The sequence below is a fragment of the Micromonospora aurantiaca ATCC 27029 genome (assembly GCF_000145235.1).
GTDB classification, from domain to species: Bacteria; Actinomycetota; Actinomycetes; order Mycobacteriales; family Micromonosporaceae; genus Micromonospora; species Micromonospora aurantiaca.
In genome coordinates, this window is record NC_014391.1 from 1,700,069 (window position 1) to 1,723,744 (window position 23,676).

Consider the following 23,676-nt stretch of genomic DNA (forward strand, 5'->3'; position numbering starts at 1 on the left):
CGCGACGGTGTCGAGCAGGGCCCCGACCGGGACGGCGGTCGTCAGGAGGTCGTCGTGCAGGACACGATGCTGGGCACCGGGTTCGTCGCACCGGCCGAGCCGGTGAAGCCGAACGAGGTGCTCGCACCCGGCGCGAGCGAGCCGTTGTAGGCCACGTTGCGTGCCGTGACGAGCGTTCCGCTCGTTGTCACAGTGGCGTTCCACGCCGAGTTGACCTGCTGGCCGTTCTGGTAGTTCCAGCTCACCGACCAGCCGCGGATGGGCGAACCGCTGCCGTTCGTCACCTTCACGTCGGCCTGGAAACCGCCACCCCACGAACCGGTGATCGCGTACGTCGCGGTGCAGCCACCGGCCGGGTTCGGCGTGGTCGGCGGCGGGCTGGTGGGCGGCGTGCTCGTCGGCGGGGTGCTGGTGGGCGGCGTGCTGGTCGGCGGGGTGGTCGGGCCGGACCCGCCGAAGTCCACGTCGCTGCACAGGTAGTAGGACTGGTCCAGGTGGCTGGCCTGCCAGATCGTGTAGACGACGTGCCGGCCGGTGCGGCCCGGCGCGTTCGCCGGGATCTGGATCGACACGCCGTCCACCTCACGCGTCCACTGGCTGGCCGGCGTGTTGCCGATCTGGCCGACCAGTTCCAGGTCGCTCCAGCGCAGCGGCGAGGTGAGCGCGTTGTAGCCCTGCTTGGTCACGTACACCCGGATGTAGTCGGCACCGTGGCTGGCCTGGTCGAAGAACTTGACCCGGAAGTTGTTGGTCACCGGCACGGTCTTCCAGGCGCCGACCGTGTCGAGCGCGTTGTACCGGCCGCTCTGGGTGCGGCCGCCGCTGCAGAGCTGCCCGTCCGGGATGGCGCCCTGGTGGTTGCCGGCCACGCCCTCGCGGAACAGGCCGTTCCAGTTCCACATGGCGTTCGGGTCGGCCTGCCACGCCTGCCAGCACATCGGATCCTGGGTGGCCATGGCCGGGTTCTGGAAGTCACCGCCCCAACGCTGCCAGCAGCTGTAGCTGCGCGACGCCGGGTCGACCACCGACCCGTGCGCCGAGGCCGGGCCGGAGAACGCGGTGGTGAGCAGCGCCGCGACGACCGCGCAGACGCCGAGGATCGCCGCCGCGAGCGGTAGCGGGCGGCGGTACGGAGTGGACATGGAAAGCCTCCGGGAAGGGTGTCGGTGCACGACGCCCGGACTCGGGAGTTGCCCTCTCCCGCGTGGCGGCTCCGCCCGCACGCTGCCACAGAAAGCGACGAACGTCAATGAGTTGGGTCGCGGCGCATCGGAGTGTGCGGGATGCCGTCCTCGACGTAGCCGGGGCCGCTGACCTCGAAGCCGAGCCCTTCGTAGAAGCCGACCAGATGCGTCTGCGCGTCGAGCACGCACGGCCGGTCACCCACCACGGCGAGCGCCTCGGTCATCAGCGCGCCGGCCAGGCCCGCGCCGCGGGCCGCCGGCGCCACCACCACCCGCCCGATCCGTGCGACGCCGCCGGGGTCGGCCAGGATCCGCAGGTACGCGACCACGGCGCCGTCGCGGCTCAGCCACAGGTGGCGGGTGCCGGGTTCGACGTCCCGGCCGTCCAGTTCCGGGTACGGGCAGGACTGCTCGACCACGAACACGTCGATGCGCAGCCGGAGCAGGTCGTGGAAGGTGCTGGTGTCCAGGTCGGCGAAGCTTGCCAGGTGGGACTCGACGGGCATCGGCCCAGGGTAGGCGGCGCGTCTCCGCCCGGTCGTGCTCCCCCTGGCGCGGCACGTCGGCTCGGCGCGCCGGGCCGGCGCGGTCCCGGTGTGCTGGCTCAACGCGCGGCGGTTCGGCGTGGCCGGGCCGGCGCTGCTCAGCCCTTCGACGTGCGCAGCCCGGTGGCGGTGGCGGTGACGGCGCGCTCGAACCAGGTGCCGGTGTCGGCCGCCGAGCGGGTCCAGACCGCGACGCACTGGGTCACCCGGCCCCGGTGCAGGCAGCCGTAGCGGTGCGGGAAGCGCGTGCCGTCGGACACGGTCATGGTCGCCGACACCACCCGGCCCGGCACGCCCAGCCCGGCGGGCAGGTCCCCCGCGGTGTGCCCGGTGGTCACCTGGCCCTCCTCCTCGTCGCGCTCGCACGCCTCCAGCAGGCCGAAGACCTGCCGTACCGCGTCCGCGGCCGTCGGCTCGTCCGGGTAGACCACCGTCTCCTGGGCGATCTCGACGAACTCGCCGGCCGGGGTGCCCTCCGGCGTGACGAAGACCCGGGTGGACGCGACGAGCCGCCGGTCGAGCAGGGGCAGCGGACGACCGCAGGCGACACCGTCGGAGTCGAGCCGCTCACTGGCGTGCTCGGGCTTCTCGGCCAGGCCGGCCAGGTCGCCGGTCGCGGCGTACCGGTCGCGCAGCGCCGCGGCGGCCCCGCCGTCGGTGGGTGAGGGCGCGACGAGCGCCGGATCGGGGGCGGTCGCGGCGCCGGGCTCGGTGGCGGGGGAGCAGCCCGCGAGGACGGTGACGAGTGCCGCCGCGATGATCAACCGTCGGGTCACGGAGGGATGCTAGACGGAGATCGACGCCGGTGCCGCCCCGGGAGCGCCCGCGTCAGGCGGGGCGGGCGCCGACCGCGTCGCGTACCTCGGCGCCCTGCTCGCCCTCGACGGCGCGGGCGCAGTGGGCGCAGCAGAAGAAGCGGCCGGAGACCTCGACGCCGTGCCCGACGATCTTGATCTGGCAGTGCTCGCAGATCGGCGCCATCTTGTGCACCGCGCACTCGAAGCAGTCGAACGTGTGCCGCGACCCGTCGACGGTGCGCACCTCGAACGCCATCCAGTAGTCGTTGCCGCAAACCTCGCAGGCAGCCATGCGAAACCCCCCGAAAACGGACCTGTCATCCGAGAGTCGCGCAGACGACACCTTCGAGCAACCGGAACCGGCGAACCTGATCCGGCCCCACGGCGAGTCGCTCCCGGCGTGTCGCGCGTTGACTGCTGTGACCGCCGAAAATCCCCGGAGGATTCGTGATCAAGCGCAACAAGCTCTTCGGCAACCAGACCCGGGTGACGTTCTCGCTGCCCCGGGACACCCCGGCCGGCACTGTGAGCGTGGTCGGCTGCTTCAACGGCTGGGAGCCCGGCCGGCACGAGCTGGTGCCGCGCCGCGACGGCACGCGTACCGTGACGGTCCGGCTGAAGCCGGGGGAGTACCGCTTCCGCTACCTCGCCACCGGCGGGGTGTGGCTGGACGACGAGGCCGCCGACCAGGTGGACGAGGCCGGCGGCCTGCTGCGGCTCTGACGCCGCCGTCAGCCGGCGCTGGGCTCCAGCCGCACCGAGATCGAGTTGACGCAGTGCCGGGTGTCCTTCGGGGTGAAGCCCTCACCCTCGAAGACGTGCCCGAGGTGGCTGTCGCAGCGCGCGCAGCGGATCTCCACGCGCCGCATGCCGAGCGTGTTGTCCGGGATCTCCTTGACCGCGCCCGGGATGGCGTCGTCGAAGCTCGGCCAGCCGCAGTGCGAGTCGAACTTGTCCTGGCTGCGGAACAGTTCCAGCCCGCAGGCCCGGCAGTGGTAGACGCCGGGGGTCTTGGTGTCGACGTACTCACCGGTCCAGGGCGCCTCGGTGCCGGCCTCGCGGAGCACCCGGAACTCCTCAGGGCTCAGCCGCACGCGCCATTCGTCCTCGGTACGGGGCAGTTCGTTGTCGGAAAGACTCACCGTTCCACGGTACGTCGGGTGTCGGTGGCATCGCATATGGTCGCGTGATGGCGGGCAAGGGTGCGGTCGAGGAGATCGAGGTGGCCGGGCACGCGGTGCGGCTGAGCAGCCCCGATCGGGTGATCTTCCCGCAGCGCGGCTTCACGAAGGCCGACGTCTTCCGCTACTACCTGGCCGTCGGCGACGGGATCATGCGCGCCCTGCGCGACCGGCCGACCACGCTCCAGCGCTTCCCCGACGGCATCGAGGGAGAGATGTTCTTCCAGAAGCGGGTGCCGCAGCGGGGCGTGCCCCCGTGGGTCAGCACCGCGCGGATCGCCTTCCCCAGCGGCCGCCCGGCCGACGAGCTGTGCCCGGCCGACCTGGCGCACGTGGCCTGGGCGGCGCAGATGGGCACAGTGGTGTTCCACCCGTGGCCGGTGCGCGCCGCCGACACCGACCGCCCCGACGAGCTGCGCGTCGACCTCGACCCGCAGCCCGGCACCGACTTCGCCGACGCGGTGACCGCCGCCGGTGAGCTGCGCGGTCTGCTCGACGAGCTGGGCGTGCCCGGCTGGCCGAAGACCTCCGGCGGCCGGGGCGTGCACGTCTACCTGCGCATCCAGCCGCGCTGGACGTTCGTGGAGGTACGCCGCGCCACCATCGCGCTGGCCCGGGAGCTGGAACGCCGTCGCCCCGAGCTGGTCACCACCGCCTGGTGGAAGGAGGAGCGCGGCGAGCGCGTCTTCGTCGACTTCAACCAGATGGCGCGGGACCGCACCATCGCCTGCGCGTACTCGCTGCGCGCCAACGCCCGCGCCACCGTCTCCACCCCCGTCGGCTGGGACGAGCTGCCCGAGGTCGACCCGGACGACTTCCACCTGGGCACGGTGCCGGCCCGATTCGCCGAGCGCGGCGACCCGCACGCCGGCATCGACGACGCCCCGTGGGACATCACGCCGCTGCTGGAGTGGGCCGAGCGGGACGCCGCCGACGGCCTGGGCGACATGCCCTACCCGCCGGAATACCCGAAGATGCCCGGCGAGCCCAAGCGGGTCCAGCCGTCGAAGGACCGCGACCGCCCGCGCCCCTGACGCGGTCCCTGGTCCGGTCTCGTTTTCGGCGAGTGGAACGTCATGGGTGTCTCCGAGGCCCTGAGACACCCGTGACGTTCCACTCGACCGCGGAGTGGGCGCGGCGTGGGGTGGCGCGGCGTGCGCCGCGTTCGGGTGACCACGGCTCAGGCGGGAGCGGTGAGCATGCTTCGCACGGTGGCCACGATGTGCCGGGAGCGGCGGTAGAGGTCGGTGGCGGTGTAGACCCGCATGCGCCAGCCGTGCTCGGCCAGCCAGTTGAGCCGTGATCGATCGTGGTGCAGCCGGCCGGGGTCGAGGTGGGATCCGCCGTCGTACTCCAAGCCGATCCGCCGGTCGCGATAGCCCAGGTCGAGGCGGTAGATCGGGATCCCGTCCCGGTCGGGAACCCACAGCTGCGGCTCCGGAGGCGGCAGCCCGCCGTCGATCAGCAACAGACGCAACTGGCTCTCCTGGCGGCACTCCGGGCGCGGGTCGGCGAGCGCGATCAGTTCCCCCGCCTGCCGTACTCCCCGCAGGCCGGCGTGCCACGCCACCTCGGTGAGCAGGTCCTCGCGGCGGCAGGCGCCGACACGGAGGCACAGGTCGAGCACCGGCAGCGCGTCCGCCCGCCGGATCACCCGGGCCAGATCCACGGCGCAGCGGGCGGCGGGCGCGCAGGGGATGCCGGCGATCTCCACCGCGTCCGGCACCGGCAGCACCGTCTGATGCGTCGCCACGCCCCGGATCCGCCGGGCACTCACACCGGGCGGCACGATCACGTGCACCCGGTCGCCGGGCACCGCCCCGAACCGGTGCAGTCGCGCGCCGGTGTGGAATCCCGCGACGGTTCCCGGCGGCAGTCGCCGGAACAGCGCGCGCAACCGGCTCGTCTCGTCGTCGGTGCAGCCGTAGACACCCCGGGACAGCCGGCCCAGCAGTCCCGCCCCCACCTGGTGCCGTACCGCCCCGCGGCTCATCCCGCCCGCCAGCAACTCCCCGTACCGCCACACCCGCCCACCTTCCCGCCCGCCGCCCGCAAAGTCCGCCCCTGTGGACAGCCGTCCCCTCCGCGCCGGTGCTCCCCGTCGATCTTGGAGTTGTGGTCGTTCCCAAAAGCCACATAGAGCGCATTCGAGGTGCCACAACTCCAAGATCGACGGGGACGGGCGGCGGCGGGGCGGCGGCGGGGCGGCGGCGGGGTGGGGAAGGGGGCCGGGGGGACCGATAACGATCATGTAACGGGCGCGAACCTTTTGGTGGGCGTCACTGCTCTCTCTCGGCATCGGCCCGCCGGGGCCAGGAGAGGACGTCGGATGAAGCTGGTGTGGAGGCGGGCGATAGAGGCCCGTGGGCTGCTGCTCGCCGCCGCTGTCGCGGCACTCGTCGCGGTCGCGTTGGTCACCGGGCTCTCCGACTACAACCGCCGGGCCGTCGAGGCGGGCGCCCGGGCGGTGCTCGACGCCGCACCGGCCGAGGAACGCAGCCTGCTGATCAGCGGCTCCGGTGGTGCCGACGCCGCCGCGTTCGCCGAGCGGGACCGGGCGGTACGGGCACAGTTCGCGAAGGGGCTCGGCGGCGCCCCGGTCACAGTGGCCGCGAGCCGCTCCGGGACCGGGCGGGAGCTGACCGGTGACGTGGGCGCCGCCCGTACCGACGACGATCCGATGTTCGCCAACCTGGCCACGCTCGACGACCTGCCGGCGCACGCCGAGCTGGCCGCCGGGGCGTGGCCGGTGCCCGGCAGCAACCCGTTGCAGGTGACGTTGCCGGAGAAGGTGGCCGCGCAACTGAGCCTGGAGGTCGGGGAGCGGGTGCCGCTGTACGACAGGGGCGCGGAGCGCGCCGGCACCGTGGTGGTCGTCGGCACGTGGCGGCCGCGGGACGCGTCCGAGGCGTACTGGCGTCTCGCCCCGGGGGTGGGGGAGAGCCAGGGCGACGCGGAGATCACGTCGTACGGGCCGTTCGCGCTCGACCCGGCCGACTTCGCCCGCACCTTCCCGGGCTCCACCTCGGCGGCCTGGGTGGTCGACCCCGACCTGGTGGCGGTCGAGCCGGCCCGGCTGCCCGCCGTGACCACAGCGCTCGACGAGATCACCGCGAAGCTGCCCGAGGCCACCGGCCTGGGCTCCTCGACACAGCAGGTCAGCCACCTGGACCGGCTCGTCGACCGGCTCAGCCGGGCCGACCTGGTGGGCCGGTCCGCGCTGCTCACCCCGCTGCTGCTGATCGTGGTGCTCGGCGGGTACGCGCTGGTGCTGGTGGCGGCGCTGCTGAACGAGGACCGGCGGGCGCAGACCGCGCTGCTGCGGGCCCGGGGTGCCGCCCGGGGGCAGATCGCCGGGCTGGCCGTACGCGAGGCGACGCTCGTGGTGGCGCCGGCGCTGCTGCTGGCCCCGGCGCTGACCGGGCAGGCGATCCACTACCTGGGCGCGGACCTGGGGCTGGCCGACGGTGACCTGGCCCGGGTGTGGGTGGTGGCGGTCGGCGCGGCGGTGGGCTGCCTGCTCGCCATGGTGCTGCCGGCGATGCGCCGGGCGGGCACGTACGTCGCGGACATGGCGTCCCGGTCGCGGCCCTCCCGGGGAGCGGCCGTGCAGCGGGCGAGCGTGGACATCGCGCTGGTGGCCCTCGCCGTGCTCGCCTGGACGCAGCTGCGGCAGTACTCCTCGCCGCTCGCCGGCGCGAACGGCAGCCTCGGCATCGATCCGCTGCTGGCCGCCGCGCCCACCATCGGCGTGCTGGCCGGCGCGGTGATCGCGCTGCGGCTGCTGCCGCCGACCACCCGGCTCGCGGAACGCTTCGTCGACCGGCGGACGTGGAACGCCACCATGTTCGGCATGTGGCAGGCGGGCCGGCGCCCGCACGCCGGGCCGGTGCTGCTGCTCGCGCTCGCGGTCGGCGGCAGCACGCTCGCCTGGTCGCTGGTGGCCTCCTGGGAACGCTCGCAGCGGGACCAGGCACAGCACACGGTCGGCGCGGACCTGCGGCTGACCGAACGGGACGGCACCGCCCCCGCGGACCGGGCCGCCCAGCTGGCCGCCGTGCCCGGCGTGGACCGGGTGCTGCCGGCCTGGCGCGACGACGTACGCCTGGGCCGTGAGGCCCGGCCGGCCACAGTGGTGGCGTTCGACGCCGCCGCCGCGAAGGGGATGATCCGGCTCGACGACGCCGGCGGTGACGCGTCCACCGGCGCCCTGCTGGACCGGCTCGCGAACGGCCGGACCGCGCCGGCCGGCGGCGTCCTGCCCGAGGGGGCGAAGACGCTGTCCGGCACCGTGCGCACCCCGGTCGAGAGCATGTACGAGCGGCCCCGGGTGGCTGTCACCGCGTTGTTCGCCACCGACGCCGGGGCCACCTGGCGGGTCCGGCTCGCCGAGGGGGACGGCGACGGTAAGCCGGTGCGCTTCTCGGTGCCGCTGCCGGACAGCGGCGGCGTCCCGCTGCGCCTGGCCGGTTTCGAGGCCGACGGCGGTGACGCCACCGGCAGCTCGTACCGGCTGCTCCTGGACGAGCTGCGGCTCACCGACGCCGCCGGGGCGGCCCTGAAGCTGCCGGTGGAGGGGTCCTGGCGGGTGATCGACCCGGGCGCCGGGCCGCGCGACACCGCCGAGGCGAGCCCGACCCGGATCGACGGGACGCAGGGCTTCGACGTGCCGGCCGGGCTGTTGCAGTTCGCCCGGGTGCCCTCGTCCCGGTTCGCGCTGGTGCCGCAGGCGCCGGACCGTCCGGTGCCGGTGCTCGTCACCCCCGGCGTGGCCGCCGCGATGAGCCTCAAGACCGGCGACACCGTCAAGCTGTCGGTCGCCGAGGTGCCGGTCGAGGTCACAGTGGTCGGCCAGGTCGCCGCGGTGCCCGGCACCGGGGGCGACGGGGTGCTGCTGGACCTGCCCACCGCCACCACACAACTCCTCGAACGCAGCGGCGGCGTCCGGCCGGTGGCCGAGTGGTGGCTGGGCACCACTCCCGGCGGGCACACCGCCGCCGCTGACGCGCTCGCCTCGACCGGCGGCACGGTGCTGCTCGACCGGCGGGCGGTGGCCGCGGAGGCCGCCGAGGATCCGTACTGGCAGGGCGCGCGCACCGGGCTGCTGGCCGCCGCGCTCGGCTCGGTGCTGCTCGCCCTGGTCGGTCTGGCGGTCGACGTCTGGGCCACCACCCGGCGCCGGCTCACCGAGTTCGCCGTGTTCAACACGCTCGGCGCGAACACCCGGCTGCTCGCCCGCGCGTACCTCGCGGAACAGACGTTCCTGGCCGCGATCGGCGTCGGCGTCGGGATGCTCGTCGGCGCCCTCGTCGCGGCCACCATGGTGCCGCTGGTGATCCTCACCCCGGCCGCCGGCCGGCCGGTGCCCGAGGCGGCCTTCACAGTGCCCTGGCTGCCGATCGGGACGACAGCCGCCGGGCTGCTGCTCGCCGCGCTCGCCTTCGCCGCCCTCATCACCACAGGCATCCGCCAGCGGGTCGCCGCCGCGCAGCTCCGGATCGGAGGAGAACGATGAGCCTTCCTGGTGCCGCGCGCCGGGTACGCGCATACGGAGGGCAGTTCCTGCTGCTCGCCGTCCTGACCCTGGTGACCGCCCTGCTGATCACCGGCGTGCCCCGGGTCGCCGACCGGCTGACCGGGCAGGGGCTCACCGAGTACGTCGCAGGGCAGCCGGTGGCCCGCCGCGACCTCACGTACAGCACCGCGCCGACCGCGTTCCCGCCGTCGACCCGGACCGCCGTGACCGGTCACGCGGCCGAGCTGGCGGGGATCGAGGAGGCGATGCCCGGCGTGGTCCGGGACACCATCGGCCAGCGCTGGTACGTCGCCCAGACCGTGCCCGGACGGCTGCGCGGCCCGACACTCGCCCCCGAGAAGGGGCTCATCGACGTGCACCTGCGCGCCGGTACCGGCATCAAGGAGGCGGCCACACTGGTCGACGGGCGGTGGCCGGAACGTCCCGTCGCCCCGGCCCGCACGGTCGAGGTGACGCTCGCCGAGACGATCGCCGGCACGCTCGGCGTGAAGACCGGCGACCGGTTCCTGCTCCTGATGCTCGACCCGGACGACAACGTGCTCAAGTCCCTCCCGGTCCACCTGGTCGGTGTGTGGCGGCCGAACGACCCGGCCGACGGTGTCTGGGACACGCTGCCGTCGATGCTCAAGCTCTCCCCGCCCGAGGGCGACGGCGACCCGTTCGTGGGCGTCGCCTACACCGCCGACGGCGGCGTCGACGAGGCCGGCGCGACCGGCTGGCCGGTCAGCTTCGGCTGGCGGTACCGGATCGCCCCGGACCGGCTCGAACCCGGCCGTCTCGACGCGCTGATCGCCGGCGTCGACGGGCTGGACCGGGCCCGGCCCGCCCAGATCGAGATGACCCTCACCCAGGGCGTGGACATCCCGCTGCGGCGCTTCGCCGACGCGCTCGCCGCCGCGCGTACCCTGCTCGCGGTCATCGCCGCCGGGCTGCTCGCCACGCTGGCCGGGCTGACGCTGCTGGCCGCCCGGCTGGCCGCGCGCCGCCGCCGCGCCGAGTTCCACCTGATCCGGGCACGCGGCGGCTCGACCGGCGCGGTGCTGCGCCGCGGCCTGGCCGAGTCGCTGCTGGTGCTGCCGGCCGCGGCCGGGATCGGCTGGCTGCTCGGCGGGCTGCTGCCCGGCACCGGGGCGTCGTGGCGCTGGGTGGTGATCGCCGCGCTCCTGGCCACGCTGCTGCCGCCGCTCGCCGCGCTCGCCGTCGGCCGCCGAGCCGGTGGACGTGCCGACCTGGGCGGCCGGTCACCCGCCATCCGGCTCACCGTCGAGGTGGTAGTGCTCGGGCTCGCCGTGCTCGGCGCGTTCCTGCTGCGCCGCCGCGGGCTCACCGCCGGTTCGGTGGACCCGCTGCTGGTCTCCGTGCCGGTGCTGCTGGCGATCGCGGCGGCGCTGCTGGCGCTGCGCGCGTACCCCTGGCCGTTGCGGCTGGTCAGCCGCGTCGCCGCCCGGGCGCCCGGCAGCGTCGCGTTCCTCGGCACCGCCCGGGCGGGCCGGGCCGCGACCACCGGGCCGCTGGTCGTGGTGGTGCTGGCCGTCGCCACCGCCGCGTTCTGCGGCGTGGTGGCGACCGGCATCGAGACCGGCCGGGACACCGCCGCCGCCCAGGCCGTGCCCGGTGACCTGCTGGTACGCGGGGAGCGCTTCACGCCGGACACCGCGGAGAAGCTGGCTGCGCTGCCCGGGGTACGCGCTGTCGCGCCGCTGCTCACAGTGCCGGCCGAACGTCCGTACGCTGACCGCGCCGGACGCCCCGCCCCGGTCACCGAGCTGCGCGTGGTGCTCGTGGACGGCGAGCGGTTCGCCGACGTGGCACGGGAGGCCGGCGTACCGGTGGACGTGCCCGACCCGGTGCGGGCCCGCACCGACGGGAGCACGCCGCTGCCGGCGCTGGTGTCTCCGGCGGTGGCTGGGGAACTGGCCGACGCCGGGCTCGCCGACGCCCGAGGTGAGCGGCCCGCCTGGCTGGACGTGCAGGGCAACCGGCTGCCGGTGCGGACCGCCGCCACAGTCGACGAGTTCGCGCTCGTGGGCGAGGGCATACGCCGGTTCGTGGTGCTGCCGTGGCCGGCGTTGCCGGCCGACGCCCCGCACCAGCTCGCGCCCACCGGTTTCGTGCTCGCCGGGTCCGGCGTGGACGCGGCCGAGGTGGACCGGGTCGCGAGCGACGGGCAGCGGCGCTACCTGCGCATCGGCGAGGTCGACGCCGGGGACAAGGCCCGCGCGCCGGAGGTGACGACCCGTTCGGCAGTGCGCGCCGACCTGGGCGGCACCGGCGTGAACGGCCTGCTGGTGTTCGGGTTCGTGCTCGGCGCCGGGGGCGGCGCCGCGCTGGGGCTGCTCGGGCTCGCGCTCGCCGTGCTCGCCGGGGCCCGCTCGCGCGGTCAGGTGCTGTCCCGGCTGCGCACGATGGGCCTGTCCCGCCGTCAGTGGCGCGGACTGCTGATGGTGGAGCTGACGCCGCTGGTGCTGGTGTCGGTGCTCACCGGAGCGGTGGTCGGCGCGTTGCTGCCGCTGCTGCTCACACCGGTGCTCGGGCTGCCCGCCTTCACCGGGGGCGTGGACGTGCGCCCGAGTTTCGAACCCGGCCTGGTGGCCGGGGTGTCGGTCCTGGCCATGCTGGCCCTCGGCTTCGCGATCACCGTGGAAGCCGTGAACAACCGCCGGTTGCGCCTCGGCGAGGTGCTGCGGCTCGGAGAGGAGAGCTGACATGACCGCGACCGCTTCCGGCCACCCGGGCCCGGCGCGTCTCACGCCGCGTGACGAACCGTCGTCGGCCGTACCGGACCTGGCGTCGCTGCAACAGCGCGCCGCCCAGCGGGCCGCCGAACGGGCCGGCGGGCGCGACCGGCTGCGCGGGCACATCGTCTGCGACGGCCTGGTGCGCATCTTCAAGACCGAGGGCGTCGAGGTCGTCGCGCTCCAGGGCCTCGACCTGGTGATCGACCGGGGCGAACTGGTCGCGATCGTCGGCGCGTCCGGCTCCGGCAAGTCGACGCTGCTGAACATCCTGTCCGGGCTGGACACCCCGACCGCGGGCATCGCCCGGGTCGCCGACTACGACCTGCTGTCGCTGTCGAACAAGCGGCGGCTCGCGTACCGGCGGGACGTGGTCGGCTTCATCTGGCAGCAGACCGGCCGCAACCTGCTGCCGTACCTGACCGCGCTGGAGAACGTGGAACTGCCGATGAAGCTGGCCGGCCGGGCCGGCGGAGGGCGCAAGCGGCGGGAACGCGCCCGTGAGCTGCTGGACATGGTGGGCGTCGGCTACTGCGCCGACCGCCGGCCGGGCCAGATGAGCGGCGGCGAGCAGCAGCGCTGCGCGGTCGCCGTGGCGGTGGCGAACGACCCGGAGATCCTCTTCGCCGACGAGCCGACCGGTGAGCTGGACGAGGCCACCGGCGCCGAGGTCTTCGCCGCGCTGCGCACCATCAACGCCGAACTGGGGGTCACCATCGTGGTGGTCACCCACGACCACGCCGTGGCCGGCCAGGTCCGCCGTACCGTCGCGATCCGCGACGGCCGGACCGCCTCCGAGGTACGCCGGACCGCGCGCGTCACCGCCGACGGCGGCACCGAGATGGTCAGCGAGGAGTACGCGGTGCTCGATCGCACCGGCCGGATGCAACTGCCGGCGCAGTTCGTGGAGGCGCTGTCCCTGCGCGACCGGGTCCGGCTCAACCTGGAACCCGACCACGTCGAGGTGCGCCCCGGCGACCGGGCGCACGGCGAGGAGAGTGAGTGATGACCGACCAGACAGTGGTGCTGCCGGCGGTGCCGGGGACGGCCGTCGACGACGTGGTCCGGGTCGAGGGGGTGAGCCGCACCTTCGGCAAGGGTGAGCACGCGGTGCACGCCGTGCGGGACGCCTCGTTCACGGCGGGACGCGGCGAGCTGGTCGCCGTCCGGGGCCGCTCCGGCGCCGGCAAGACCACGCTGCTGAACCTGGTCGGCGGCCTGGACCGGCCGGACGCCGGGCGGATCCGGGTGGCCGGGCACGACGTCACCGCCGCAGGTGAGCGGGAGCTGCTGTCGTTGCGCCGGGGCACCATCGGGTTCGTGTTCCAGACGTTCGGCCTGGTGCCGATCCTGTCCGCGGCGGAGAACGTCGGGGTGCCGCTGCGGCTGGCCAAGGTGCCGGCGGCCGAGCGGGAGCAGCGGGTCGCGGTGCTGCTGGAGCTGGTCGGGCTGGGCGGGCACGCGGCGCAGCGCCCGTACGAGCTGTCCGGCGGGCAGCAGCAGCGGGTGGCGGTGGCCCGGGCGCTGGCGAACGAACCGGACCTGCTGATCGCCGACGAGCCGACCGGTCAGCTCGACTCCGAGACCGGGCGGTCGATCATGGACCTGCTGCGTGCGGTGGTGCACGCCCGGGGCATGACAGCGCTCGTCGCCACGCACGACCCGGCGCTCATCGAGCTGGCCGACCGTACGCTCACACTGCGCGACGGCCGGCTGGTGTCGGAGGACTGATCCGGGTGCCGGGCCGCGCGCCTCCGGGCGGCGGCCCGGTGCCGGGTCAGAGCGCCAGCTTCATGCCCTCGTGGCTGGCCACGAAGCCCAGGTCGCGGTAGAACCGGTGCGCGTCGGCGCGCTGCTTGTCGGTGGTGAGCTGCACCAGCGCGCAGCCGTGTTCCCGGGCCCTGTCGATCGCCCAGCGCATCATCGTCCGGCCCAGACCGCGGCCGCGCCGGTCGGAGCGGACCCGCACCGACTCGATCAGGCAGCGTTCGGCGCCGTGCCGGCCCAGCCCCGGGATGTACGTGAGCTGGAAGCAGCCCACCAGCTCCCCGCCGTCGTCGGCGACGATCAGATGGTTGCGCGGGTCGGCGTCGAGGTCGGCGAAGGCACGCTCGTACGCCTCGTCCACCTCGGGCAGGTCGCGGGTGCGGCCCAGCACGTCGTCGGCGAGCAGCGCGAGCACGGCGGGCAGGTCGGCGCGGACCGCCTCCCGGAAGATCACCTCGGTCACCGGGCCAGCCTGGCACAGCGCCGCGCGCCGGTGTGGCCCGGGCGGCGTCAGCCGTCGTCCAGCCAGCTCCGCAGCGCCCACCACCAGTGCACGGTCTCCGGCACCGTGCACCGGGCGCCCTCCTCGACCGGCGGCCCGCCGGTCAGCTCCCGCAGCCGCCGCAGCCGGTAGCGCACCGTGTTCGGGTGGACGTGCAGCTCGGCGGCCGTCTGGTCCAGGCGCTGGCCGTGGTGCAGCCAGGCGAGCGCGGTGCCCGCCAGCTCCCGGTGGAACTCGTCGGCCGGGTCGAGCGCGCCGAGCAGCGTGCCCCGCAGCAGTTCGGCCAGCAGCGGCTGGGCGGCGAGCGCGGTCTCCCCGGCCAGGTCGGTGACCTGACGCAGCCCGCGCAGCCGCCGATTGGCGGCCGTGGCCAGCGCCGCCAGGCAGAGCGCGTACATGTCCGGGGCCCGCGCCAGCGGCTGCGCGGGCGCCACCAGCGTCAGCATGTCGGCCGGCGCGGCGTCGGGCGGTCGCGGCAGCAGCCCGGCCAGCCGGTCCCCGACCGTGCCGAGCAGGCCGCCCCGCGCGGTGAGCTGCCGGTGCAGCGCGTACGCCCGGACCGGGTCGGGCGGGGCGGCGACCAGGCAGTGGTAGCGCCCGTCCGGCCGCAGCCCGAACCGGGTCAGCTCGGCCGGGGGCAGGCCCGCCGGGCCGTCGCGCAGCAGCCGCCGCAGCAGGTGCGCCCGGGCCGCCGCGCCGGTACGTGCCAGTTCCCGTTCGGCGCCGCGGTGCCCGTCGACCACCGCCCGCTCCACCGCCGCGGCGTACCGGCCGATGGTGAGCAGCCCTTCCAGCAGCACCTCGTCCGGGATGCCGGCGGCCCGCCCGTGCCGGACCACCAGCTCCACCGCCCGGTCCCGCCCGGCCTGCACCCCGCGCAGCAGACCGGCCACCGAGACGCCCTGCGCCGCCCGGTCCGCGCCCAGCCGCCGGGCCTCGGCGAAGTCGCGTCCGGCCGGGTCCTCGCGGCGTTCCAGCGCACCCAGGCCACTGGTCAGCAGCAGCACGACCTGGCGGCGTACCTCGTCGGCCGGGAGCCGGGCCACCTCGGGGGAGTCCGCGCGGGCCGCCCGCGCCACCTCGTCGACAGCGGCCGGATCGGCGGACAGGTCGCGCAGCAGCGCGCCGAACGTCGGGGCCTGTCCGATCCGGGTCATCGGCGTCCGCCGCCCTCCGGTTGTCGACGCGGTACAACCGGGCCGCGCGGGCGTTGGCGTCAGGTCCCTAGCCCGGGCGGGCGGCCGATTGCTCTCCTGGTTGTTACCGCAAGGTAACACCGCTCGCGCCACTGAGAAACGTCGATGTCGTACCGGCTGCCAGGAGGCGTCCATGACACCCGTGCCACAGCACCCGTCCCGTACCCGCCGCCGCCGCGCCGGCCTGGCCGTGCTGGCCGCGCTCGCCCTGGTCGCGCCGGCGCCGCTGGTGACCGCGCCCGCGCCGGCCGCCGCCGCGGCAGCGCTCCAGGAGGTGATGTTCGTCGGCAACAACTGGGACGGCACCGCCGACGTGATCCGGTCCCGCGGCGACTACGCCAGGCTCGGCCGGATCAACGTGATCCCGGACCGCGCCGCGCGGCTGCGCGAGATCTACCTCAACCCGATCAAGCTGGCGTTCTTCCTCGGCATCCGGCAGGGCCCGGGGGAGGGCCACGACCAGCTCATCGACGACATGTACACCACGCCGGACGGCACCGCGCTCGTGGTGTCCCGGCCCAGCTTCGCCGACGTCGTCTCGATCGACCTGGCCACCGGCGCGCTGCGCTGGCGGTTCCCGGTCTCCGGCTACCGCGCCGACCACATGGCCGTCTCGCCCGACGGCACCCGCGTCGCGGTCTCCGCCTCCACCTCCAACACCGTGCACGTGCTGGACATCCGCACCGGCGCGCAACTCGGCTCGTTCGGCGCCGGCGACAAGCCGCACGAGAACATCTACACCGACGGCGGCACCCGGCTGTGGAACATGTCCATCGGCGAGGTCAACACCGACCTGGACGCGCCGTGGCTCGACTGGACCAAGGGCGACCGCCGGATCACAGTCGCCGACACCAGCACGTACCAGGTGGTCAAGGTGATCGACATGCGGGACCGGCTGGACGCCGCCGGCCGCCGGGACCTCTCCGACGCGGTCCGCCCCGCCGTCTTCACCCCGGACGGCAGCCGGCTCTACTTCCAGGTGTCCTTCTTCAACGGCGTCGTCGAGTACGACGTGGCCACCGACCGGGTCACCCGCGTCGCCACGTTGCCGAAGAACCCGGCCACCAGCGAGGACCGCACCACCTGGGTCAACGACTCCCGGCACCACGGCCTGTCGATGAGCCCCGACGGCACCCGGATCTGCGTCGCCGGCACCATGGACGACTACGCCACGGTGCTGGACCGGGCCACGCTGCGCGAGGGACCGCTGGTGCCCGCGAGCAAGCCGTACTGGGCCACCGTCAGCGGGGACGGCCGGGACTGCGTGATCTCCGAATCCGGCGCGGACCAGGTCACCGCGATCAACTTCGCCACCGGGCAGAAGGTCGCGAGCGTCCCGGTCGGCGACCACCCCCAGCGCGTCCGTATCGGACACATCCCGGAGGGCTGGACGCCCCCGGCCGCCGGCTGACCGCCGGCCCGGCCGGCGTCCGCACCCCGACCGCCGGTCACGCCGTCACCGGGCGGGGCAGCGCAGCCCCTCCCGGGGGACGGTGAGTGAGATCAGGTACGCGTCGACCGCAGACGTCACGCACGAGGTCTGCGGGTAGGCGGTGTGCCCCTCGCCCTCCCAGGTCAGCACCCGTCCCACGCCGAGCATCGACGCGAGCGCGGGCGTCTGCTCGTACGGCGTGGCCGGGTCACCGGTGGTGCCGACCACCAGGATCGGCGGGGCGCCGTTCGCCCGGCCGGTCGGATACGGATCCCGCTCGCCCGGCCACTCCACGCAGCCCAGCATCCCCACCGCCAGGGCGGGACCGAACAGCGGATACTTCTGCCGCCACTGCGACTGGAGCGAGCGGACCTGCTCGCGCGACGGCTTCTCGGTCTCGTCGGCGCAGTTGACAGCCAGGTTGGCGTCGAACAGGTTCGAGTAGTGCCCGTCGGGCTCGCGGCCCGCGTACGCGTCGGCCAGCTTGAACACGCCGTCCGGGTCGCCGCCCTGGAGGTCGTCGATCGCCCGGGCCAGCTCCTGCCAGCCCTGCTCGGTGTAGAGCGACGAGATCACCGCGTAGAAGACCCAGCCGGCGGTGGCCTTGCGGCCGTCCTGCGCGCGTACCGGGGAGGTCTTCGCCTTGGCGATCGCGTCGGTGACCGCACCGCGGGCGTCCGGGGCGATCGGGCAGCGGCCCGCGTTCGCCGCGCACCACCTGGTGAAGTTGTCGAACGCCCGCTCGAAGCCCTTCGCCTGGCTCTCCGACCCGGCGATCAGCTTCTGCTGCGGGTCGACCGCGCCGTCGAGCACCAGGGCGCGCACGCGCTGCGGGTAGAGCTGCGCGTAGGTGGCGCCGAGCAGCGTGCCGTAGGAGTAGCCGAGGTAGGTGAGCTTGTCGTCGCCGACCGCCGCGCGGACCGCGTCCATGTCCCGCGCGGCCTGCTCGGTGCCGTAGAGCGGGAGCTGGTCGCCGTACTTCGCGCCGCAGCGCTCGCCGACCCGCCGGTTGAGGCCGACGAAGCCGTCGAACGACGACTGGCTCTCCGGGTCGGGGTCGTAGCCGAAGCTGGCGTCCAGGTCGGCGTCGGAGATGCACTTGACCGGGCTGGACCGGGCCACCCCGCGTGGGTCGAAGCCGACGATGTCGAACCGGTCGGTGATCGCCGTCGGCAGGCCGCCGAACGCCGGGCCGAATGACAGGTAGACGGCGGTGTCGACGCCGGACGCGCCGGGACCGCCCGGGTTGATGACAAGCGAGCCGATCCGGTCGCGCTGCTTGGTCGAGCGGGCCCGGATCAGCGCGATCTCGAACGTCTCACCGGCGCCCGGCCCGGCGGTCGCGCCGGTGGTGGCCCCGGTGCCCCAGTTGCGCGGCACGGCGATCCGGGCGCAGTCGTAGCGCATGTCCGCCGCGCCCCGGCCGACCAGCTCGTCGGGCACCTCCGGGCAGGCCCGCCACTCCGGCGCGGTACCCGGCGGGGCGGCCTCGCCCTCGCTCTCGGCGCGCGGGGCGAACGCCGGCAGCGTGCAGCCGGCGGTGAGCACCACCGCCGCGACGAACGCGGCCAGGACGGGCCGGAACCGGCGGGTCCGTTCGGGGAAGCGGGTCACGTGGGCGCCCTCCATGATCGTGTCGACCGTCAGGCTACGCCCGGCCGCGGGTGTCACCGACCGTCGCTGCCGGATCGCCGCGCAGCACCTCGTCGACGTCGTAACGGATCGGGCGGTCGAGCTGACCGTAGTCGCAGGAGCGGGGATCACGGTCGGGTCGCCAGCGCAGGAACCGGGCGGTGTGCCGCAGCCGGTCGCCCTCCATCGCGTCGTACGCCACCTCGACCACCAGTGCCGGACGCAGCGGCTCCCACTCCAGGTTCTTGCCGCCGGTCCACCGGCTCACCCCGCCCGGGATGCGCTGGCCCCGCTCGTGGTCGCCGTGCACCCACGGGTGCTCACCGCCGACGTCGCGGTAGGGCTCCAGCTCGTCGAGCAGCTCCTTGCGGCGGGCCATGGTGAACGAGGAGCTGACGCCGATGTGGTGCAGCACGCCGTCGTCGTCGTAGAGGCCGAGCAGCAGCGAGCCGATCACCGGACCGGACTTGTGCCAACGGAAACCGGCCACCACCGCGTCCATCGTGCGGGCGTGCTTGACCTTGAACATGAGCCGCTTGCCCGGCTCGTACGGCAGGTCGGCCGGCTTGACGATCAGCCCGTCCAGCCCGGCGCCCTCGAACACGTCGAACCAGCGGCGGGCCGTCTCCGGGTCGGTGGTCACCTGCGTCACGTGCACCGGCGGGCGTACCCCGGACAGCGCCTGCTCCAGCCGCTCCCGCCGCCGGGGATAGGGCTGGTCGACGAGCAGCTCGTCGTCGATCGCCAGCAGGTCGAACGCGACGAAGTCGGCCGGGGTGGTCTCGGCCAGCAGCTTCACCCGGGAGGCGGCCGGATGGATCCGCTGGGCCAGCAGCTCGAAGTCGAGCCGAGGCTGCCCACCCGGGCCGTCCCGGCGGATCACGATCAGCTCGCCGTCGACCGCGCACCGGGCCGGGAGCTGCCGGCGGGCCTGCTCGACCACCTCGGGGAAGTAGCGCGTCATCGACTTGCCGCCCCGGCTGGCCAGCTCGACCTCGTCGCCGTCGCGGAACACGATGCAGCGGAAGCCGTCCCACTTCGGCTCGTAGGTCAGACCGGCATCGGTGGGCAGCTCGGCGACGCTCTTGGCGAGCATCGGCTCGACCGGAGGGTTGATCGGCAGGTCCACGGCGACCAGTCAACCAGACCCCACCGACAGTGGTGAGGCAGATCACCGCCGGTGGCCGGGTGCCGTGTCCCGTCCCGGCCGCGTTCGTCACCGCCGCCCGAATGGTGGAACCGCAGGTCAGAGCTACCGTCGCGGCGTGCCGGAGTGGAGTTGCGAATGCTGCGGGCGCTGGCGGGTCAGCGTCGAGCTGGTCCGCGGCCGCTACCGCTACCGGCTGTCGCACCGCTACCCGCCGGAGCACGGCGGCGGCGCGAACGTCCTCGGCGAGGTCGGCTCGGTCGCCGAGCTGGAACACCTGCTGAAGCGGTACGCCCCGGTCTCCCTGGCCGATCTCCACGAGGCCGCCTGACCCGGCCGGGGCGAACCGCCTGTCGGCCGGCACCGAGCGGCGGAACGCCGGGTGACCCCTGGGGCCGGGCATCTCCGGCCCGGGCGAACCGCCGATCTTGGAGTTGTGGCACCTCATAGACTTCGCCGAACGGACATCCTGGGCGCCACAACTCCAAGATCGACGAGAGCGGGCGAGCGAGGGCGAGGGGCGGCGCGCGAGCGGAGGGCGGGCATAGGCTGAGTGGACCGTCCACGGGGGAGGGAAGAAGCCCATGCGGTTCGCCGAGTCCGTCGAGATCGCCGCCGACGTCGACCGGGTCTGGGAGGTGCAGAGCGACGTCGAGCGCTGGCCCGAGTGGACGCCGTCGGTCACCGCCGCCCGTCGGCTGGAGCCCGGTCCGCTGCTCCTCGGCTCGACGGCCCGGCTGGAGCAGCCCCGGCTGCGCCCGGCCGTGTGGCGGGTCGTGGAGATCTGTCCGCCGTACTCGTTCGCCTGGGAGTCGGCGAGCCCCGGCGTGCGCACCCGGGGTGAGCACCGGCTGATCCCGCTGGAGGACGGGCGGACCCGGGCCGAGCTGATCCTGGTGCAGACCGGTCCGCTGGCCTGGCTGGTCGGGTTGCTCGGCGGCTCCACCATGCGCCGCTACCTGCGGCAGGAGGCGGACGGGCTCAGGCGCCGTTGTGCGCGGAACTGACCGAGGCGGACGGCCTCGGGCACCGCTGCGAGGCCCGCTGACCGGGGCCGGAGCGCCCGCTCAGGCGCCGTCCGGAGGTTCAGGGACCGTCTTTTCCAGCACGGCCAGGCGGTTGCCGTTCTCGTCCGGCCGGTGCGCCACCACCCGGTAGCCGCGGCCCGCGTACAGGGACAGGTTCGCCGCGCTGTCCGCGCCGGTGAACAGCGCGAACCGGGTCACCCGGCCGGCGCAGGCGTGCTCGACGGCGTCCAGCAGCCGTCCGCCGACGCCCCGGCCCTGCTGGTCGGGGGCGACCGAGAGACGGCCCACGTGGGCGGTGTCGCCGTCGAGGCGGGCGCGGACCGAGCCGACCAGGCGGGTGCCGCGCCGGGCGGCGAGCACCACGTCCGGCCCGGTCAGCGCCGCCCGTACCTCGTCCAGCGTCTCGGTCAGCGGCGGCAGGAACACGTCGCGGTAGCGCTGCGCCTCCACCAGGTACGCGGCACGCTGCACGGTGAGGATCTCCCCGGCGTCGGCGGGGCCGGCGGGGGCGATGGTCACGTCGGTCACCGGCTCAGCTCACCACAGCGTTCCCGGGCGGCCGTACGCTGGCTGGGGTGTTCCCATGAGCGTGGAGGTGACCGGCGTGCCGGAGCTGACGTACCCGGAGGTGGGCGCGACCCGCGACGGCGCCCTGCCGGCCGGTTACCACCACCTGCGCCACCGGGTCCGGCTGCCGGACGGCGGTTTCCCGCTGGCGGCGGACGCGGTGCTGGGCTGGCGGCTGCACCGCGCGGCCGGCGTGGTGATGCGCGCGGACGCGCCGCGCGCGGCACCCGGGGTACGGGTCACGCCGGGGCTGGGCGTCGGCCCGGTGCGGCTGTGGGGCCCGACCGAGGTGGTCTGGACGGTGGAGGAACCGGACCGGGCCGGGTTCGGCTACGGCACGCTGCCCGGGCATCCGGAGGTCGGTGAGGAGGCGTTCCTGGTGACCCGGGGCGTCGACGGCGTCTGGTTCGAGGTGACCGCGTTCAGCCGCCCGGCGCACTGGTACGTGCGGGCCGGCGGGCCGGTCGTGCCGGGTTTCCAGCGGGCGTACGCCTGGTGGCTGGGGCGGACGCTGCGGCGGCTGTGCCGGCGGCGCTGACCGGTCAGTAGCGGGCGAAGGAGCGGATCGGGGCGCGCGGGCCGTACTTCGGGGCCTGGACGCCTGCCGCCTCCAGCAGCACGCACACCCGGCCGCGGTGCCCCCGGAACGGCTCCAGCAGCGCCAGCATCCGGGCGTCGTCGCCGCGCGCCTCACCGGCCAGCGCCCACGCCACGGTGTTCGGCACGTGGTAGTCGCCGACGCTCACCGCGTCCGCGTCGCCGTACGCGATCCGCACCACCTCGGCAGCGGTCCACGGCCCGATGCCGGGGATGGCGGTGAGCCGCCGGGTGGCCTCCGCCGAGTCGGCGCAGCGTTCCAGCCGGTCCGCGACGGCCGCCGCGCGGCGCAGCGTGTCGGCGCGCCGCTGCTCGACCCCGAACGGGTGGAACACCCAGTACGGCGTGGCCGCCACCGCGGCGGGCTCCGGCGGCAGCAGCAGTGGTTGCAGCGGGCCGGGCGCCGGTTCCCGGAAGTGCCGCACTGTGGCGGCGTACGCCCGGTACGCCTCCTTGCCGGTGACCTTCTGCTCGAAGACCGCCCGCAGCAGCCGGGGGAAGATCTGGCCGGTGGCGGGCATCCGCAGCCCGTGGTGCGTGTGGGCCAGGCGGGCCACCAGCGGGTGCGTACCGGCGAGCGCGGCGAACCCGGTCAGGTCGTCGCAGAGCCCGGCGATCCGGTCGGCCCGGTCGACCACCCAGGCCGCGCCGGGGCCGTACCCCTCGGCCAGCAGGTCGCCGGCGGACGGGCGCAGCGCCAGCGTGGCCGGGCCGTCCGGGGTGCGGGTGGCCCACCAGAACGTGCCGGCGGCGATCCGCGCACACGGGTCGTACGGGCTGAACGTGAGCGCCCGCACCGACGGGGCCAGGCGGTAGCCGGCCGGCGGGCGCAGCGTACGGCGGGCGTCGGGCGAGGTCACCAGGCCACTCTGCCACGCGGCCCGGCCGTGACGCCGGGCACGCCTGGCCGGGAGGCGGGCCGATGCCGGTGCGGCCCGCCTCCCGGGGTTCGCGACGGTGACCGGCCGCGCCCTCCCCGGCGGCGACCGGTCACCGTGTCCTGCGGTGTCAGTACGAGTAGTCCGAGCCGCCGCCGGAGCTGTCCGAGCTGCCCGCCGCGGGCGGCACGACCGCCTTGGGCGTGCCGGTCGGCAGGCAGGTCAGGTTCTTCTTGCCGTTCGGGTCGACCACGAACCAGGTGCCGCCGACGCCCTGGCCCTTCCACTGGCCGGGCTTCTTGTCGCCGATGTAGCGGTAGACCGGCCAGCCGCCGATGGTGAGCTGCCGGGTGCCGTCCTGACGGGTGATGGTGCCGACCTTGTCGTCGGAGACGCCACGCAGCTGCGGGTTGCCGTCGGTGAGCGACGGCGGCCACACCTCGGCGCACTTGTCCACGCAGTTGGACTGCGGCGGGTCGTCGGAGTCCTTGTCGAACCGGTACAGCACCCAGCCGTCCTGGTCGGTGACGACGCGGCCCATCCGCGGCAGCTTCTTGCCGACCAGCTCGTCGGTGATCTTCACGTTGGCCGGGGGCGCCTTGTCCGCGACCGGCTCCTCCTCGGGAGCCGCCGACGCCTCCGGTTCGGCCGCCGCGGTGGGTTCGGCCGCGGCGACGGCGACCGGCTCGGCCGCGCCCGAGTTCGCCCCGTTGTAGCCCGCTGGGGCGCAGGCCGTAAGTGCGACCATCGCGCTCGCGACGATGACGGTCGTCCGCTTGTGGTGTGCCACGTGCCCTCCTCGTTCTTGGCAGTTCGCCGAGTAGTACGGGCGCGGTGCTGTCAAGGTTGAACCCGCAAGGGTGGCACATTTCACAGTGGACCGATTGAACCGATGGAAGCCGGCATGCGTGCGTCAACACGAGGGGGTCCGCCGGCCCGGGCACGACGCGAC

The 23,676-nt window shown here is 74.7% G+C and carries 23 protein-coding genes; 10 read left to right on the plus strand and 13 right to left on the minus strand.

The genetic code is table 11. The features are described 5' to 3' along the window. Positions 1-41: 41 nt before the first annotated feature. The 4 genes from MICAU_RS08135 to MICAU_RS08150 form a co-directional block, all read right to left on the minus strand. A complete protein-coding gene (locus MICAU_RS08135) occupies positions 42-1,142 on the minus strand; it encodes a lytic polysaccharide monooxygenase (protein WP_013284823.1) in 1,101 nt (366 codons plus the stop codon). Between the two features lie 104 nt (positions 1,143-1,246). After that, complete coding sequence (locus MICAU_RS08140) at positions 1,247-1,690, minus strand: GNAT family N-acetyltransferase (RefSeq protein ID WP_013284824.1); 444 nt, start codon at positions 1,688-1,690, stop codon at positions 1,247-1,249. A gap of 137 nt (positions 1,691-1,827) precedes the next feature. Then, positions 1,828-2,505, minus strand: coding sequence for a hypothetical protein (locus MICAU_RS08145; RefSeq protein WP_013284825.1), 678 nt, complete (start codon positions 2,503-2,505; stop codon positions 1,828-1,830). Positions 2,506-2,557: 52 nt separating this feature from the next. Further along, positions 2,558-2,818: a hypothetical protein gene (locus MICAU_RS08150; RefSeq protein ID WP_013284826.1), complete on the minus strand. Its 261-nt coding sequence runs from the start codon at positions 2,816-2,818 to the stop codon at positions 2,558-2,560. Between the two features lie 155 nt (positions 2,819-2,973). On the opposite strand from MICAU_RS08150, the gene MICAU_RS08155 reads away from it, so the two are divergent. Next, entirely contained in the window at positions 2,974-3,249 is a 276-nt protein-coding gene (locus tag MICAU_RS08155) for an isoamylase early set domain-containing protein (protein ID WP_013284827.1), read from the plus strand. An 8-nt stretch (positions 3,250-3,257) separates the two neighbouring features. Here MICAU_RS08155 and msrB read toward each other — a convergent pair whose 3' ends face one another. Next, on the minus strand, positions 3,258-3,668 hold the full coding sequence (msrB, locus tag MICAU_RS08160; RefSeq protein WP_013284828.1) for a peptide-methionine (R)-S-oxide reductase MsrB: 411 nt from the start codon (positions 3,666-3,668) through the stop codon (positions 3,258-3,260). Between the two features lie 47 nt (positions 3,669-3,715). On the opposite strand from msrB, the gene ligD reads away from it, so the two are divergent. Continuing rightward, complete coding sequence (ligD, locus tag MICAU_RS08165; protein ID WP_013284829.1) at positions 3,716-4,741, plus strand: non-homologous end-joining DNA ligase; 1,026 nt, start codon at positions 3,716-3,718, stop codon at positions 4,739-4,741. A gap of 146 nt (positions 4,742-4,887) precedes the next feature. Here ligD and MICAU_RS08170 read toward each other — a convergent pair whose 3' ends face one another. Continuing rightward, entirely contained in the window at positions 4,888-5,733 is an 846-nt protein-coding gene (locus MICAU_RS08170; protein WP_013284830.1) for an endonuclease domain-containing protein, read from the minus strand. A gap of 303 nt (positions 5,734-6,036) precedes the next feature. Between MICAU_RS08170 and MICAU_RS08175 the strand changes: the two genes are divergently transcribed. The 4 genes from MICAU_RS08175 to MICAU_RS08190 are packed head-to-tail and all read left to right on the plus strand — an operon-like array spanning position 6,037 to position 13,709. Further along, the gene (locus MICAU_RS08175) at positions 6,037-9,222 is read left to right on the plus strand and encodes an FtsX-like permease family protein (protein WP_013284831.1); all 3,186 of its coding nucleotides are present in this window, start codon (positions 6,037-6,039) and stop codon (positions 9,220-9,222) included. Further along, positions 9,219-11,948 (plus strand): FtsX-like permease family protein, encoded by a 2,730-nt coding sequence (locus MICAU_RS08180; RefSeq protein WP_013284832.1) that lies wholly within the window; start codon positions 9,219-9,221, stop codon positions 11,946-11,948. Before MICAU_RS08175 ends, MICAU_RS08180 begins: the two co-directional genes overlap by 4 nt. A gap of 1 nt (position 11,949) precedes the next feature. Next, a complete protein-coding gene (locus MICAU_RS08185; RefSeq protein ID WP_013284833.1) occupies positions 11,950-12,984 on the plus strand; it encodes an ABC transporter ATP-binding protein in 1,035 nt (344 codons plus the stop codon). After that, positions 12,984-13,709: an ABC transporter ATP-binding protein gene (locus tag MICAU_RS08190; RefSeq protein ID WP_013284834.1), complete on the plus strand. Its 726-nt coding sequence runs from the start codon at positions 12,984-12,986 to the stop codon at positions 13,707-13,709. The genes MICAU_RS08185 and MICAU_RS08190 overlap by 1 nt, the downstream gene beginning before the upstream one ends. Before the next feature lie 46 nt (positions 13,710-13,755). Here the strand turns inward: MICAU_RS08190 and MICAU_RS08195 are convergent, their stop codons facing one another. Continuing rightward, a complete protein-coding gene (locus MICAU_RS08195; RefSeq protein ID WP_013284835.1) occupies positions 13,756-14,208 on the minus strand; it encodes a GNAT family N-acetyltransferase in 453 nt (150 codons plus the stop codon). Positions 14,209-14,255: 47 nt separating this feature from the next. Next, entirely contained in the window at positions 14,256-15,404 is a 1,149-nt protein-coding gene (locus MICAU_RS08200) for an RsbRD N-terminal domain-containing protein (protein ID WP_013284836.1), read from the minus strand. Positions 15,405-15,576: 172 nt separating this feature from the next. Here MICAU_RS08200 and MICAU_RS08205 point away from each other — a divergent pair, with 172 nt between their 5' ends. Then, a complete protein-coding gene (locus MICAU_RS08205; protein WP_013284837.1) occupies positions 15,577-16,854 on the plus strand; it encodes a YncE family protein in 1,278 nt (425 codons plus the stop codon). A gap of 45 nt (positions 16,855-16,899) precedes the next feature. On the opposite strand, the gene MICAU_RS08210 is transcribed toward MICAU_RS08205, so the two are convergent. Next, positions 16,900-18,504, minus strand: coding sequence for an alpha/beta hydrolase (locus MICAU_RS08210; RefSeq protein ID WP_030274700.1), 1,605 nt, complete (start codon positions 18,502-18,504; stop codon positions 16,900-16,902). A 19-nt stretch (positions 18,505-18,523) separates the two neighbouring features. Next, positions 18,524-19,636, minus strand: coding sequence for an ATP-dependent DNA ligase (locus MICAU_RS08215; RefSeq protein ID WP_013284839.1), 1,113 nt, complete (start codon positions 19,634-19,636; stop codon positions 18,524-18,526). A gap of 136 nt (positions 19,637-19,772) precedes the next feature. On the opposite strand from MICAU_RS08215, the gene MICAU_RS08220 reads away from it, so the two are divergent. After that, positions 19,773-19,985 (plus strand): hypothetical protein, encoded by a 213-nt coding sequence (locus MICAU_RS08220; RefSeq protein ID WP_013284840.1) that lies wholly within the window; start codon positions 19,773-19,775, stop codon positions 19,983-19,985. Between the two features lie 253 nt (positions 19,986-20,238). Then, positions 20,239-20,661 carry an SRPBCC family protein gene (locus MICAU_RS08225; protein WP_013284841.1) on the plus strand — a complete coding sequence of 141 codons (423 nt, stop codon included), beginning with the start codon at positions 20,239-20,241 and terminating at the stop codon, positions 20,659-20,661. 60 nt (positions 20,662-20,721) lie between these two features. On the opposite strand, the gene MICAU_RS08230 is transcribed toward MICAU_RS08225, so the two are convergent. Next, positions 20,722-21,210, minus strand: coding sequence for a GNAT family N-acetyltransferase (locus MICAU_RS08230; protein ID WP_013284842.1), 489 nt, complete (start codon positions 21,208-21,210; stop codon positions 20,722-20,724). A 55-nt stretch (positions 21,211-21,265) separates the two neighbouring features. Between MICAU_RS08230 and MICAU_RS08235 the strand changes: the two genes are divergently transcribed. Then, positions 21,266-21,787, plus strand: a complete 522-nt coding sequence (locus MICAU_RS08235; RefSeq protein ID WP_013284843.1) for a DUF1990 domain-containing protein — start codon at positions 21,266-21,268, stop codon at positions 21,785-21,787. A gap of 4 nt (positions 21,788-21,791) precedes the next feature. Here MICAU_RS08235 and MICAU_RS08240 read toward each other — a convergent pair whose 3' ends face one another. Beyond that, a complete protein-coding gene (locus MICAU_RS08240) occupies positions 21,792-22,706 on the minus strand; it encodes a DNA-3-methyladenine glycosylase family protein (RefSeq protein ID WP_013284844.1) in 915 nt (304 codons plus the stop codon). 148 nt (positions 22,707-22,854) lie between these two features. Continuing rightward, a complete protein-coding gene (locus MICAU_RS08245; protein WP_013284845.1) occupies positions 22,855-23,514 on the minus strand; it encodes a COG4315 family predicted lipoprotein in 660 nt (219 codons plus the stop codon). Between the last annotated feature and the right edge of the window lie 162 nt (positions 23,515-23,676).